Annotated in this window: 10 protein-coding genes and 2 riboswitches; of the genes, 8 read left to right on the top strand and 2 right to left on the bottom strand. The window is 68.3% G+C overall.

What is annotated here, in order from left to right:
• Nucleotides 1-295 precede the first annotated feature (295 nt).
• Nucleotides 296-1,942: a sensor histidine kinase gene (locus GRX31_RS09660; RefSeq protein WP_160852410.1), complete on the top strand. Its 1,647-nt coding sequence runs from the start codon at nt 296-298 to the stop codon at nt 1,940-1,942.
• A 50-nt stretch (nt 1,943-1,992) separates the two neighbouring features.
• Here GRX31_RS09660 and GRX31_RS09665 read toward each other — a convergent pair whose 3' ends face one another.
• The gene (locus tag GRX31_RS09665) at nt 1,993-2,484 is read right to left on the bottom strand and encodes a DMT family transporter (RefSeq protein ID WP_160852412.1); all 492 of its coding nucleotides are present in this window, start codon (nt 2,482-2,484) and stop codon (nt 1,993-1,995) included.
• A gap of 98 nt (nt 2,485-2,582) precedes the next feature.
• On the opposite strand from GRX31_RS09665, the gene GRX31_RS09670 reads away from it, so the two are divergent.
• Complete coding sequence (locus GRX31_RS09670; RefSeq protein ID WP_160852414.1) at nt 2,583-3,500, top strand: LysR family transcriptional regulator; 918 nt, start codon at nt 2,583-2,585, stop codon at nt 3,498-3,500.
• Nucleotides 3,501-3,515: 15 nt separating this feature from the next.
• On the opposite strand, the gene GRX31_RS09675 is transcribed toward GRX31_RS09670, so the two are convergent.
• A complete protein-coding gene (locus GRX31_RS09675; protein WP_160852416.1) occupies nt 3,516-5,120 on the bottom strand; it encodes a fatty acid--CoA ligase in 1,605 nt (534 codons plus the stop codon).
• Between the two features lie 169 nt (nt 5,121-5,289).
• A riboswitch (glycine riboswitch) is annotated at nt 5,290-5,399 on the top strand.
• Between the two features lie 15 nt (nt 5,400-5,414).
• A riboswitch (glycine riboswitch) is annotated at nt 5,415-5,533 on the top strand.
• A gap of 25 nt (nt 5,534-5,558) precedes the next feature.
• Here GRX31_RS09675 and gcvT point away from each other — a divergent pair.
• The 6 genes from gcvT to GRX31_RS09705 all read left to right on the top strand — a co-directional run bounded on the left by gcvT (nt 5,559) and on the right by GRX31_RS09705 (nt 14,740).
• Entirely contained in the window at nt 5,559-6,725 is a 1,167-nt protein-coding gene (gcvT, locus tag GRX31_RS09680) for a glycine cleavage system aminomethyltransferase GcvT (protein WP_160852418.1), read from the top strand.
• A gap of 133 nt (nt 6,726-6,858) precedes the next feature.
• Nucleotides 6,859-7,233 (top strand): glycine cleavage system protein GcvH, encoded by a 375-nt coding sequence (gcvH, locus tag GRX31_RS09685; protein ID WP_012206130.1) that lies wholly within the window; start codon nt 6,859-6,861, stop codon nt 7,231-7,233.
• 71 nt (nt 7,234-7,304) lie between these two features.
• Nucleotides 7,305-10,196 carry an aminomethyl-transferring glycine dehydrogenase gene (gcvP, locus tag GRX31_RS09690; RefSeq protein ID WP_160852420.1) on the top strand — a complete coding sequence of 964 codons (2,892 nt, stop codon included), beginning with the start codon at nt 7,305-7,307 and terminating at the stop codon, nt 10,194-10,196.
• Nucleotides 10,197-10,351: 155 nt separating this feature from the next.
• Nucleotides 10,352-12,580, top strand: coding sequence for a PAS domain-containing hybrid sensor histidine kinase/response regulator (locus GRX31_RS09695; RefSeq protein ID WP_017404836.1), 2,229 nt, complete (start codon nt 10,352-10,354; stop codon nt 12,578-12,580).
• Nucleotides 12,577-13,278, top strand: a complete 702-nt coding sequence (locus GRX31_RS09700) for an RluA family pseudouridine synthase (protein ID WP_047473721.1) — start codon at nt 12,577-12,579, stop codon at nt 13,276-13,278. Before GRX31_RS09695 ends, GRX31_RS09700 begins: the two co-directional genes overlap by 4 nt.
• Nucleotides 13,279-13,618: 340 nt before the next feature.
• Nucleotides 13,619-14,740, top strand: coding sequence for a branched-chain amino acid ABC transporter substrate-binding protein (locus GRX31_RS09705; RefSeq protein ID WP_016446333.1), 1,122 nt, complete (start codon nt 13,619-13,621; stop codon nt 14,738-14,740).
• The last annotated feature ends 13 nt before the right edge of the window (nt 14,741-14,753 follow it).

Genomic DNA, 14,753 nt, shown 5'->3' on the forward strand with positions numbered 1-14,753 from the left:
ACCGCCAGCGCCCGGATGCGTGATCCCCTCAGGAGCCCGTTACAGGCCGCCCCGCTTATCCGCAGCGGGGCGGCCTGTTGCATTGGGGCACCCGGCAGGCATCCGCAGACACCCGGCAGCGCTTTCCCGCAACGGCAGCCGGTGCACAATGCCTCCCGCAAACGTGCACGCCCATGCACTGACCCTGACGTCGGGCATGCATGGGCGCTCGCCACATCAACCAATCGGCCCCTTGATCCACACCCAAGACAATCCCACCGAAGGCCGCCGGAGGCACTGGCCAACGGATTCTGCAATGCGATGGCTGGCGCAAGCCCTGGCAGCCGCAGCGCTTCTGGCACTGCTCACCCGCTTGCTGCCCAACCCCCAGGCAGCCCAGGGCATCGCGGTCTTTCCCGGCAGGAGCATGGCGCCGGCCGCCATGCTGCTTTACGCGTACATGGGCTCGGCCCTGGCCATCACGCTGATGAGCCTGATCCTGTGGTGCTGGCTCAGGGAAAGGCTCTACATTCTTTGCGCCGCGCTCCTGGCAGCCGGTTTTGCCTACGCTGCTTTCCGTTACCGGCCCGAAGGCCTGTGGCTGCCCGGCGCCGACCAGCCCCAGCATGCGCTCTCCATCGCCTACTGCAGCTTCTGTGTGGTGGCGACGGTGTTTTTCAGCCAATTGTTCGAGTTCCGCCGCCATTGGATCTGGGCTGCGCACCTCTTCAGCGTGGTGGCCTGGCTGAATGCCATCGCACTGGGCATGGCACTGTTGGGTGGCTATGCGCAGATCTCGCGTGCCGTGGTGTTCACGGCCCTGGTGTCCACATCGTTCGGTGCGGTCTTCGTGCTGTACCTGCTGGTGGTTCGAAGGCAGTGGCAATACCTGCCGGGCGCGCTGGCGTTTGCCGTGCCATCCGCCCTGGGCATCCTGAACCTGCTGAGAACCCAGGGCCTGCTGCCCGATGTCGCTCTGCCATCGGCCCAGATGCTGTGGTTTGCCGGGCGTGTTTCCGAGGCCATCCTGCTGGGAATGGCGGTGACCAACCGCACGCGGGTGGCGGAGCGCGCCCTGCGCAGTGAGCGGATGCAGGCCCTGTCACGCGCCCAGGCGGCCGAGCGCGAGCTGGAGTCCAAGGTCCTGCAGCGCACCGCACAGCTGCAAACGGCCCAGCAGGCCCTGCAGACGGCCTTGCACAGCGAGCGGGAGATGCGGCTGGAGCAGCGCCAGTTCTTCAACATGATCAACCACGAGTTCCGCACCCCGCTCACCATCGTGGACGGCGCCGCGACCGAGCTGCAGACGTTCCCGACGACGGATGCGGACTCCCTCATCGAGCAGGCGTCCCAGATACGCAGGGCTTCGCGCCGGCTGATGACCCTGGTGGACACCTGCCTGATCAACGACCGGCTGGACGCGGGCGCGTTCCGGCTGCAACTGGAGCAGACGCCATTGGATGAACTCCTGGAGGAGTCTGCAGAGCTCGTCGGCTGGTCCCGGCGGCATCGCCTGAAACTGGATCTGGAACAAGGCCCGCAGCAATGGCAATGCGACCCTGTCCTGGTGCGCATCGCCATCTCCAACCTTGTCGGCAACGCCATCAAATATGCCAAGGCGGGCGACATCACCCTGGCCGCCCGCTGCGATGCGTCCGGTGACCTGCTGATTTCCGTCAGCGACCAGGGACCGGGCCTTGCGCCCGAAGCGGCAAGACAGGTTTTCGAGCCCTATGAACGCGCAAGCGCCACCCGGCACGTCAACGGGCATGGCCTGGGCCTGTCCGTGGTCAGGCGCATCGCCAGGCTGCACGCAGGCGACGCGTTCTTCCAGCCGGCTGCCGGAGGCGGGGCCTGCTTTGTCATCCGGCTGGGCCGGCTCCTGCCCGGCACGGCAGATGCCTGCCAGGAATGTCCGCCAGCGGCAAGGCCGGCCGCCGTGCCGCCGGGCATGCCCCCCTGACGCGGGCAAGGCCGGGCCTTCGCCGGTGAAGCAGTACGTGCTCGCGGCGCTCATGGGGCCGCCGCTGCACGGGCCGTCCCGCCCTGCACCACCAGCAGCACTCCACCCAGGATCAAGGCCACGCCGGCCAGGCGCGTCGCATTGACCGGCCGCGCGCCCAGGCCCATCAGGCCGAAGTGGTCCACCAGCACCGAGACCACGATCTGCCCCGCCACCACGCAAACCAGGAAGCCGCCTGCGCCCAGCTTGGGTGTCACGGCCGCCGCGCTGGCCACATAGATGGCCCCCAGCACACCGCCTATCCATAGCCACCATGGCCCCGCTGCCGCCTGGGCCATGGCCGGAGCGGGCGCGCGCAGCACCCACAGTGCAGGCACCACGACCATGACGCTCACGGCCAGCGAGACCAGCGTGCCCCACAGCGGGTGGCCCAGCAGACGGCCCACCAGGGCATTGCTGGCGGCCTGGAATGGCAGGATGGCCCCCGCCAGCAGCGCCAGGGCCACGGGAGCAAGGGCGGTGAATGTGCTTTTACCTGTCATGCGGCAAGACCTTTCTTCTTCTGTCAATCGATGCCTGCATGCTCTCGCATCCAGCACGTTGATGGAAATCGTTTGTGTGCACGGTCTATATTCATGGCATGGATGAACTGCGCCGTATCGACCTCAACCTGCTGCTGGCCCTGCACGCCCTGCTGGCCGAAAAACATGTGACGCGCGCGGCCCTGCGGCTGCACAAGAGCCAGCCGGCCATGAGCCATTCGCTGGCGCAGTTGCGCGAGCACCTGGGCGACCCGTTGCTGGTGCGGCGCGGTGGCCGCATGGCGCTGACGGCACGCGCGCAAGGCCTGGTGCAACCGCTGGCGGATGCGCTGGGCAGCCTCAACGGCTTGCTGGCACAGGCGGAGTTCGACCCGGCCCACGCACGCGGACGGCTGCGGCTGGCGCTGTCGGACTACGCATCACGCATCGTGCTGCCGCCGCTGATGCGGCATCTGCGCCAGCACGCACCCGGGCTGGACCTGGCCATCAGCCAGTCCACGCGCGAGGTGATGCTGGCCCAGCTGGCCGATGGCGAACTGGACCTGGCCCTGGGACCCTTCCCCGACGTACCCGACCTGCCCGAGGGCATCGAGGTGCAGGATCTGTTCCAGGAGCAGTTCGTGAGCGTGGCCGACCAGGCCGTGCTGCCGGCACGCGGCGGGCTGTCACTGCAAGACTGGCTGCAGCGCCCGCACGTCATGCTGGCCATGCGGCCCGACGCCAGCGAGGAGATCGAACGGGCGCTGGCCGCCCAAGGCCTGAGCCGCCGCGTGGTGCTGGCCCTGCCCCACTGGAGCGCGGCGCTGGAGGTGCTGGCAGGCACCGACCTCGTGCTGACCGTGGGCAGCCGCGCCATTGGCGACCTGCGCCGCCACAAAACGCTGCGCCGCTTCGCTCCGCCGCTGGAGCTGCCCCGGTTTGCCTACCAGCAGGCCTGGCATGTGCGCAAGCAGGGGGATGCCATGCATCGGTGGCTGCGCAACTCGATGGCGCAGTGCTGTACTGCGCAGAAGTAAACGCAGGCCGCAGCCTCAGGCTGCCACCACCACCCTCAGCAACTGCTTCTGTATCTTCCCGCTGGCCGTCTTGGGCAGGGCCTCGCGGAAGTGGTAGCGGCGCGGGCGCTTGTAGGCAGCCAGGCGGTCGCCGTGGACCAGGAAGGCGTCCAGCGCCTCGGCCGTGGGCGTGGCGCCAGGCTTGGCGACCACGTGGGCGGCGACGATCTGGCCCCAGCGCTCGTCGGCCTCGCCGATGACGGCGACCTCGAGCACATCGGCATGCTCGACCAGGGCGTCTTCCACTTCGCGGGGATAGACGTTCTCGGCACCCGAATTGATCATGTAGTCGATGCGGTCGCGGATCCAGAGATAGCCGTCGTCGTCGATGTGGCCCAGGTCGCCCGTGTGGTACCAGCCGTGCGCCAGGGCGCGGGTGTTGGCGTCGGGGCGGTTGAGGTAGCCGGCCATCATGCAGGGGCCGCGCACGAGGATTTCGCCCACCTCGCCGGGCAGGCAGGCCTCGGCCGGGTCGGTGGGGGCGTTGTCTTCGCGCAAGCGGGCCACGATGAGGTCATGGCCCATGGAGGGCAGCCCGGCCGAGCCCGCGTGCGAGAGTTGCTCGCGCGGCAGCAGGACGGACATGCAGGGGCCCATCTCGGTGGTGCCGTAGACCTGGACCAGGTCGCTGCCGACCTTGCGCGTCCATTCGCGGATCAGGTGCGGCGCCATGGAGGCGCCGCCGTACTCCACCAGCCTCAGCGCGGGCGCCTGCTCAGGCGAGGCGATGGGTTCGGCCAGCAGCATGGTGATCATGGTGGGCGCCGCGAAGAAGAAGCTCACGCGCTCTTCGCGGATCAGGCGCCAGGCCTCGGCCACGTCGAAGCGGCGCAGCAGCACCTGGGTGGCGCCGGCCTGCAGGCGCGGCAGAAAGCTGGTGTGCAGCTCGGCCGTGTGGTTGAGCGGCGCCATGGCCAGGCCCACGTCGTCGCGCGTGAACTGCATGGTCTGGTGCATGAGGGCGTTGTGCGCCAGCTTGCTGCGGTGCGTATGCAGCACGCCCTTGGGCCGGCCCGTGGTGCCGCTGGTGTACATGAGGATGCAGGGGTCGCTCTCGCGCACATGGGCCTGGGGCGGCGCGCTGCTGCGGCCCCTGGCCAGGGCGGACAGGCGCTGCGTGGCCCAGACCGGCAGCGGGTCGGCCGGGGCATCGTCGGCAAAGATCCAGTGCTCGATGCCCGTGCCAGTGCCGCCGCCTTCGGCCTTGAGCAGGGCCTGGGCGCGTGCGGCCACCTCGCCGCCCTCGTGCTCGAAGACCAGGGCACGCGCTGCGCCGTCCTTGAGGATGAAGGCCAGCTCCTGCGCCGCCAGGCGGTAGTTGATGGGGTTGAAGATGGCGCCCAGGCGCGCGGCCGCCAGCATGGTGAAGACAAAGGCCGGCGTGTTGTAGAGAAAGGCCGCGACCACGTCGCCATGGCCTATGCCCAGCTCGGCCAGGCCGTGGGCGTGGCGGTTGACTTCGGCATCGAGCTGGGCGTAGGTCCAGGCGCGGCGCTCGCCGCCCTCCCATGCGACCAGGGCTTCCTTGTTCGGCAGGTAACGTGCCGGCCAGGCCAATGTGTCTCCCAGCGTCTGCTGCATGTGCGCTTTTTCCTTCTCGCTCACGAGATTTCATATATCGATGCACCTCAATGTAGGAGATTTTTTAGACAGTTATGCAATTTGCAAATGCATCCATGCAGGCAAGCGCATGGAGTTGCAGTCGGCCCGCGGAAATCCCGAAGCCGCGCGGACGCTGGCCGCAGCTAGAATGCGCCGGTCAGGAGAGAGTGCCCGCCCGGCCGCAACGGTCGCAGGCAGCGGCACCGCCGAAGGCGCAGGGTTTCCCGAACGCTCAGGCAAAAGGACTGGCACCGCCTGCCGCCACGGCCGCAGGCGTTCCTAGCTGGAGAGAGATGCAGGGCACGGCGGTGTGCCCCATCCACCGAAGGAGCAAGCCCCACGCATGGAAGGTGCGGGTGAATCTCTCAGGTAAAGCGGACAGCAGGGCAGCACATCCCGGAGGACCGGGATGGCGTTATGCCTTGTTCCTTGCCTGAAAGAGAGCCCTCCTTGTCCGCTGCCTCCACCACCGATCTGCTCAGGACCCCGCTGTTCGACCTGCACCAGGAACTGGGCGCGCGCATGGTGCCGTTTGCCGGCTACTCCATGCCCGTGCAATACCCGCAGGGGCTGATGGCCGAGCATCTGCACACGCGCGAGGCGGCAGGCCTGTTCGATGTCTCGCACATGGGCCAGATCAGCCTGCGCGGCCCGGATGCCGGCGCGGCGCTGGAATCGCTGCTGCCCATGGACGTGCTGGGCCTGGGCGAACACCGCCAGCGTTACGGCCTGCTGCTCAATGAGGCGGGCGGCATTCTGGACGACCTGATGTTCGTGCGCCGCGAGGACGACCTGTTCCTGATCGTCAACGGCGCCTGCAAGCACGAAGACCTGGCGCACATCCAGGCCCGCATCGGCCAGCGCTGTGAAATCGAGCCCCAGTTCGACCGGGGCCTGCTGGCGCTGCAGGGCCCGCAGGCCGCAGCCGCCATGGAGCGCCTGCTGCCCGACACGGCCGGCCTGGTGTTCATGACAGGCGGCCACTTCGACTGGGAGGGGGCCGAGCTGTACATCACGCGCAGCGGCTATACCGGCGAGGACGGCTTCGAGATCTCCTTGCCCGCCAGCCACGCCGAGGCCTTTGCCCGTGCCCTGCTGGCCCAGCCCGAAGTCAGGCCCGTGGGCCTGGGCGCGCGCAATTCGCTGCGCCTGGAAGCCGGCCTGTGCCTGTACGGCAACGATCTGGACACGACCACCACCCCGGCCGAGGCCGCCCTGAACTGGGCCGTGCAGAAGGTCCGCCGCGCAGGTGGCGAGCGCGAAGGCGGCTTTCCCGGCGCGGCCACCGTGCTGGCCCAGCTGCAGTCGCCCGAGCTGCTCACGCGCAAGCGCGTGGGCCTGGTGGCCCTGGAGCGCGTGCCCGTGCGCGAAGGCACGGAGCTGCTGGATGCCGGCGGCCGCAAGGTCGGCCAGGTCACCAGCGGCCTGCTGTCGCCCACGCTGAACCAGCCCGTGGCCCTGGCGTACGTGGAGCCGGGCAGCGCCGCCGTCGGCACCACGCTGCAGGCCATGGTGCGCGGCAAGGCCGTGCCCATGCAGGTGCAGGCCACGCCCTTCGTGGCGCCCCGCTATCACCGCGGTTGAGGACAGCCTGCGCGCTTGCCGTGGATCGAGTTCGGCGGATTCGTTTTTCCTGCCATCGCATGCCGCTACAGTGCGCACTGACCTTTCTCAAACCGCCTTTCACAGGTTTTTTCAGTTTCTATCGGAGCAAGCCATGAGCATCCAGTATTCCAAGGACCACGAGTGGATCAACGCCGCCAACCCTGACGCGGCCATCGTCGGCATCACCCTCCACGCGCAGGACGCGCTGGGCGACGTGGTGTTCGTCGACCTGCCCGCCGTGGGCACCAGCTTCAACCAGGGCGATGTGGCCGGCGTGGTCGAGTCCGTCAAGGCCGCCGCCGATGTCTACATGCCCGTCAGCGGCGAGATCGTCGAAGTCAACGAGGCCCTGCGCGACGACCCCTCCCTGGCCAACAGCGACCCGCTGGGCGAAGGCTGGTTCTTCAAGGTCAAGCTCAGCGACGCAGGCCAGCTGGCCGCGCTGCTCGACGAAGCCGCCTACACGGCCTTTGCCCAGAGCAACTGACGCCACTTTCCGGCCAGGACGGGCGCCAGGGCCCGCCCTGGCGCTTTTCAGCTTTTGAGACAGGTCCCTCCATGCTGATGTCCTCCACCCAGCCCCTTGCCGCCCTCGAGAACGCCACCGAATTCGTGGCCCGCCATATCGGCATCGCGCCCGAAGACGAGGCCCACATGCTCAGCGCCATCGGCGCGGCATCGCGCGATGCGCTGATCGACGCCATCGTCCCGCCCTCCATCCGGCGCCACCAGCCCATGGCGCTGCCGCCAGCGGCCACCGAGGCCCAGGCGCTGGCCGAACTCAAGGCGCTGGCAGGCCGCAACCAGCTGCTCAAAAGCTTCATCGGCCAGGGCTACTACGGCACGCACACGCCCGGAGTCATCCTGCGCAACATTCTCGAGAACCCCGCCTGGTACACGGCCTACACGCCCTACCAGGCCGAGATCTCGCAAGGCCGCATGGAGGCCCTGGTCAACTTCCAGACCATGGTCTGCGACCTGACGGCCATGCCGATTGCCAACGCCTCCATGCTGGACGAGGCCACGGCGGCCGCCGAGGCCATGACGCTGGCCAAGCGCTCCGTCAAAAGCAAGAGCAACCGTTTCGTGGTGGCCGGCGATGCCCACCCCCAGACCATCGAGGTGATACAGACGCGCGCCGCGCCGCTGGGCATCGAGGTGCTGCTGGCCAACTCGCTGGAGGAATGGAACCAGCTGATGGAGGGCGACTACTTCGCCGTGCTGGCCCAGTACCCTGCCACCAGCGGCCGCATCGACGATCTGCGCGCCGACGTGGACAAGGCCCATGGCAAGCAGGCCGCCTTCATCGTGGCCACCGACCTGCTGGCGCTGACCCTGATCACGCCGCCCGGCGAATGGGGTGCCGACATCGTGGTGGGCACCACCCAGCGCTTTGGCATGCCCATGGGCGCCGGCGGCCCGCACGCCGCCTTCATGGCCTGCCGCGACGAGTTCAAGCGCTCCCTGCCCGGCCGCCTGGTCGGCGTGAGCGTGGACGTGCACGGCAAGCCCGCCTACCGCCTGGCACTGCAGACGCGCGAGCAGCACATCCGCCGCGAAAAGGCCACCTCCAACATTTGCACGGCCCAGGTGCTGCCCGCCGTGGTGGCCAGCATGTACGCCGTCTACCACGGCCCCGAGGGCCTGGAGCGCATCGCCCGCCGCGTGGCCTCGTACACGGCCATCCTGGCGCGCGGCCTGGCCGAGCTGGGCGCGCCGCTGCGCGAGGCGCCCAGCTTCGACACGCTGAGCCTGCACACGGGCGCGGCCACCCAGGCCATCGTGGAGCGTGCCGTGTCCCTGGGCGCCAACCTGCGCGTGTATTTCAAGGAATACCTGTGCATCTCGCTGGACGAGACCACCACGCGCGCCGATGTCGAGCTGCTGTGGAAGATCTTCGCCCGGGACGGCCAGGCCCTGCCCAGCTTCACCGCCTTCGAAAAGGGCGTGGAGCCGCTGATTCCCGACGGACTGCGCCGCAGCAGCGCCTTCCTCACGCACCCGGTGTTCAACACCCACCGCTCCGAGACCGCCATGCTGCGCTACATCCGCCAGCTGTCGGACAAGGACCTGGCGCTGGACCGCAGCATGATCCCGCTGGGCTCCTGCACCATGAAGCTCAACGCCACCAGCGAGATGATTCCCATCACCTGGCCCGAATTCGCCCAGGTGCACCCCTTTGCCCCGGCCGACCAGCAGCAGGGCTATGCGGAACTGGACAAGCAGTTGCGCGACTGGCTGTGCCAGGCCACGGGCTACGCCGGCATCAGCCTGCAGCCCAATGCCGGCAGCCAGGGCGAGTACGCGGGCCTGCTGGCCATCAAGGGCTGGCATGCGAGCCGGGGCCAGTCGCACCGCAACGTCTGCCTGATTCCCAGCAGCGCCCACGGCACCAACCCCGCCAGCGCGCAGATGGTGGGCATGCAGGTGGTGGTCACCGCCTGCGACGCCAACGGCAACGTCGACATGGCGGACCTGGCGGCCAAGTGCGAGCAGCACAGTGCCAACCTGGCCTGCATCATGATCACCTACCCCAGCACGCACGGCGTGTTCGAGACCCAGGTCAAGGAGCTGTGCAAGCTGGTGCATGACCACGGCGGCCGCGTCTACGTGGACGGCGCCAACATGAACGCCCTGGTGGGCCTGGCCGCGCCGGGCAGCTTCGGCGGCGATGTCAGCCACCTGAACCTGCACAAGACCTTCTGCATCCCGCACGGCGGCGGCGGCCCGGGCGTGGGCCCCGTCTGCGTGGTCGAGGATCTCGTGCCCTTCCTGCCCGGCCATGCCACCACGGGCCTTGCGGGCGGCACGGGCGCGATCAGTGCCGCGCCGCTGGGCAATGCGGCCGTGCTGCCCATCAGCTGGATGTACATCCGCATGATGGGCGCCCAGGGCCTGACCCTGGCCACCGAGACCGCCATCCTCAGCGCCAACTACATCAGCGCCCGGCTGCGCGACCACTACCCCACGCTGTACGCGGGCGAGCACGGCCATGTGGCGCACGAGTGCATCCTGGACCTGCGCCCGTTCAAGGAAAGCACGGGCGTCATGGCCGAGGACGTGGCCAAGCGCCTGATCGACTACGGCTTCCATGCGCCCACGCTGTCTTTCCCCGTGCCCAACACGCTGATGGTGGAGCCCACCGAAAGCGAAAGCCTGTACGAGCTGGACCGCTTCGTGGACGCCATGATCGCCATCCGCGAGGAAATCCGCGCCATCGAGCAGGGCCGCCTGCCCCAGGACGACAACCCGCTCAAGAACGCGCCGCACACGGCCGAGACCCTGCTGGCTTCGGAATGGACCCACCCGTACAGCCGCGAGGCCGCCGCCTACCCCGTGGCTGCCCTGCGCCAGTCCAAGTACTGGTGTCCCGTGGGCCGGGTGGACAACGTCTACGGCGACCGCAACCTCTACTGCAGCTGCATCCCGGTCGACGCTTACCTGAGCTGAAGCACCTGCCACCCAAAGGGGCGCTTGTGGCGCCCCGCCCGGCGCGCGTACACTGCGGCCCTGCCCGCGCCGGGCCCCGGTCCATCTGCCGGGCGCCAGGCGCGGGCAACCAGGATTTGTGCGGCAGATGCCGCTTTCCCCAGCGCCAGCACGCGATGAGCAGCCAAGACCCTTCCGACCAGCCTCGCGACGACGAGCACCTGCCCCTGCATGCCTTGCTGGCGCCCGGCGCCGACCTGCCCCCCGTCGAACGTTTCCCCTCCTTCCAGCCCGAAGACGATCCGCTGCAGGCCCTGGTCGCCGAGCTGCGCAACTACCAGCGCGAGCTGGAGATCCAGAACCGCGTGCTGGACTACAGCCAAGCCGTGGCCGAAAGCGCCTCCGAGCGCTTCGAAGCCCTGTTTGCCAGCATTCCCCTGCCCCTGCTGGTGGTGGACGAGCACGACATGGTGGTGCAGGCCAACGCCATGGCGCACAGCGCCTTCCAGCCCACCGAGCATGACCGGCTGCTGGTCAATTTCGCGCCCTTTGTGCACCCTGACGACGCCGAGCGCGTGCGCGAGACCTTCGTTGCGGCACGCGAGCTGGGCCGCACCGAGGCCCACGAGGTCTGCTTCGACATCACCGAGCAGCACCAGCTGCGCGCCGACCTGCATGTGGCCTGCATCGCCATCCCGCAGCAAAGCGGCCCGCCCATTGCGCAGTACCTGTGCGCCGTGGTCGACCAGGGTCCGCTGCTGGCCGAGCGCCTGGCGCTGCAGCAGCGCAACCACCAGCTGTTCCTGAGCGAGCGGCGGCTCGAATCGGTCATCAACTCGGCCCTGGACGCCATCATCTGCCTGGACCACGAGCAGCGCATCACCGTCTTCAATCCCACGGCTGCCGCCCTGTTTCTGTGTCCGCCGCACGACGCGCTGGGCAGTCCGCTGGAGCGTTTCCTGCCCGATGCGGCCCAGGCCCTGTCCTTTGCGCCGCTGACCACGCAGGCCGTGCTGGGCGAGATGACGGCACGCACGGCCAGCGGCCGCGAAATCCCGGTCGAGGTCAGCGTCTCCTTCGAGCACCACAGCGGCGGCGAGACCACCACCGTGTTCGCGCGCGACCTCACCAGCCGCAAGAAGGCCGAGGCCCAGCGCAACGAGCTGGAAGACCAGCTGCGCGAATCGCACAAGATGCAGGCCCTGGGCACCATGGCCGGCGGCATTGCCCACGACTTCAACAACATCGTGGGCGCCATCCTGGGCAATGTGGAGCTGGCCAAGGCCGACTGCGGCGGCAATGCCGCAGCCATCGAAAGCCTGCAGGAGATCGAAAAGGCCGGCCGCCGCGCGCGCGATCTGGTGCGCCAGATCCTGACGTTCAGCCGCAATGAACCGCCGCAGCGCAAGCCCGTGCAGGCGCGCGAGGTCATGGGCGACACGGCGCGGCTGCTGCGCGTGACCCTGCCGCCCGCCGTGGAGCTGCAGGTGCACGTGCCGCCGCAGATGCCGCCCATGCTGGCCGACGCCATGCAGGTGGAGCAGGCCCTTTTCAACCTGTGCACCAATGCCATGCACGCCCTGGGCGAGCGGCGCGGCCTGATCCAGATGGATGCCGACCTGGTGCGCCCGGACCAGCGCCTGTGCGAACGCCTGGGCCTGCCGCCCGTCAGCTACGTGGCGCTGTCGGTGCAGGACAACGGCCCCGGCATGGACGCACGCACGCTGCAGCGCATCTTCGAGCCCTTCTTCACCACCAAGCCCGTGGGCCAGGGAACGGGCCTGGGCCTGCCCGTGGTGCACGGTGTCATGCGCAACCACGGCGGCGCCGTGGACGTGTACAGCATCCCCGGCCAGGGCAGCCGCTTCACGCTGTACTTTCCTCCGGCCGACCCCCTGACGCCGGCCGACTCTGCACCGGCCGAGCCCCTCGCCGCCCAGGCGCTGCCCAGCGCACCCGAGCCCCTGGCGGCCGCGGAAACCCCGACCGGCCCGCAGTTCGCCCTGCTGCCCGACCCGCAGGCCGCGCAGCAGCATGTGATGTACGTGGACGATGACCAGGCCCTGGTCTTTCTGGTGCAGCGCCTGCTGCGCCGGCGCGGCTACCAGGTCAGCGGCTTCACCGATCCGCACGAGGCCATCGAGGCGCTGCGCGCCGCGCCCCAGGACTGCGACCTGCTGGTCACCGACTACAACATGCCCGGCTACAGCGGCATCGACCTGGTGCATGAGGCCCTGTCCATCCAGCCGCAGCTGCCCATCGCGCTGGCCTCGGGCTACATCACCACCGAGATCGAGCAGGCCGCATTGGCTGCAGGCGCCAGGGCCCTGGTCCACAAGCCCAACGACGTGGAAGAGCTGTGCGCCACGGTGCACAGGCTGCTGAATGAGCGGGGAACGGCTTGACCCCTGAGCAACGCGATGGCGGCGCCAGTGCAGGTGACGGCGCAGGCGTCATCTGCCTGCACGAAGATGCCGAACTGCTGGTGCTGGACAAGCCCAGCGGCCTGCTGTGCGTGCCCGGGCGCGGCCCAGACAAGCAGGACTGCCTGAGCGCCCGCGCCCTGCAGCGCTGGCCCGATGCGCTGGTCGTGCACCGGCTGGACCAGGCCACCTCGGGCCTGGTGATCATGGCGCGCAGCCTGGCCAGCCAGCGCCTGCTGAGCGAGGCCTTTGCGCAGCGCCGCGTGCACAAGCGCTATGTGGCCGTGGTGGCAGGCAGCCCCGCCGCGCGGCAAGCCGGCGCATGGCAGAGCATCGACCTGCCGATTGCCGCCGACTGGGAGCGGCGCCCGCTGCGCATCATCGATGCCGTGCAGGGCAAGCCCAGCCAGACCCTGTGGCGCGCCCTGCCAGGCGCGCAAGCCACCGAAGTCCGGGATGCAATCACCACGCGGGTGCAGCTGCAGCCCGTGACGGGGCGCACCCACCAGCTGCGCGTGCACATGGCCGCGCTGGGCCATCCCATCCTGGGCGATGCGCTCTATGCCGATGCCGCCGTGCAGGCGCTGTCGCCGCGCCTGCTGCTGCATGCGCAGCTGCTGGAGCTGGCGCATCCCCTGTCTGGCGAGACGCTGCGTTTCGAATCCGCCGCGCCGTTCTGATCCATCGCAGGAACACGCAAATCATCGCCACCGCGTACGTTGCTGCAATGCAACATTCAGCGTACGTGTTTCCCCTTCTTGCAGTTGGTCATATTGACTTCATGAAGCACCGTCAGGGTGCATCGTCGGCATCAGCCGTTTTCTTCGGCCAAAACAGCCCCCGCCCGACGGCGCAGGCCGCGATGGGAGCCTTAGCGAAAAGCCTGTTGCCGCGCCAGCCCCGGGATACCCTGTTGCCATTGGTAACCAGGCGATTAACCTGTGCTTCTTTGCGCGGCTAGCCCCTACAGGAGCCACCGCGTTTTTCAGAACGCTTTACCCAAAGTTGAAGGAAGTACTCATGAGCATTCCGTTCCGCATGCACACCGTCGTCGCCGCCCTGGGTTTGGCTGGCGCCGCCCTGTTCTCCACAGCGCATGCGCAAATCAAGATCGCCATGGTGGTTCCCACCACCGGCCCGCTGACGCAGTACGGCGACATGGTCAAGGAAGGCGTGAACACCGCCGTGGAAATGGCCAATGCGGCCGGCGGCGTCAACGGCAAGAAGATCGAGCTGGTGTCCGTCGATGACGCCTGCGAACCCAAGCAAGGTCCCGTGGCCGCCAACCGCGTGGTCAACGCCAAGATCGGCTACGTGATCGGCCCCGTCTGCTCGGGCGCATCGATTGCCGCAGCCCCGATCTACAACAACGAAGGCGTGGTCGTGGTGACCCCCTCGGCGACGTCCCCCGCCCTGACCGACGGCAAGAACTACCACTTCATCTTCCGCACCATCGGCCGCGATGACCAGCAGGGCCCGGCCGCCGCCAAGTTCATCCTGGAAAAGGCCAAGCCCAAGAAGGTTGCCGTGCTGCACGACAAGCAGTCGTATGGCCAGGGCATTGCATCCTCCGTGCGCGACGACCTGAAGAAGGCCGGCGTGGAAGTGGCCCTGTTCGAAGGCATCAACGCCGGCGACAGCGACTACTCCGCCGTCATCACCAAGCTCAAGAGCGCCGGCGTGGACTTCATCTACTACGGTGGCTACCACCCCGAAATGGGCCTGCTGCTGCGCCAGGCTTCCGAGCAGGGCCTGAAGGTCCGCATGATGGGCCCCGAAGGCGTGGGCAACCCCGAAGTCAACGCCATCGCCGGCAACGCCGTCGAAGGCATGCTGGTGACCCTGCCCGCAGACTTCTCGGCCAACCCCAAGAACGCCGCCGTGGTCAAGGCCTTCAAGGACAAGAAGCGCAATCCTTCGGGCGCCTTCCAGCTGACCGCATTTGCCGCCACGCAAGTGCTGCTGGACAGCATCAAGGCCGTGGGCGACAGCCCCGCCAAGGTGGCTGACCACCTGCACAAGTCCAACTTCGAGACCGTTCTGGGCTCGGTGGGCTGGAACAAGCAGGGCGACCTGAAGTCCTTCGACTTCCAGGTGTTCGAATGGCACAAGGACGGCAGCAAGTCGGTCGCTGCCAAGTAATCCCCCTCCGTCT

The organism is Delftia sp. CH05 (genome assembly GCF_009827015.1).
Classification (GTDB): Bacteria; Pseudomonadota; Gammaproteobacteria; order Burkholderiales; family Burkholderiaceae_C; genus Comamonas; species Comamonas tsuruhatensis.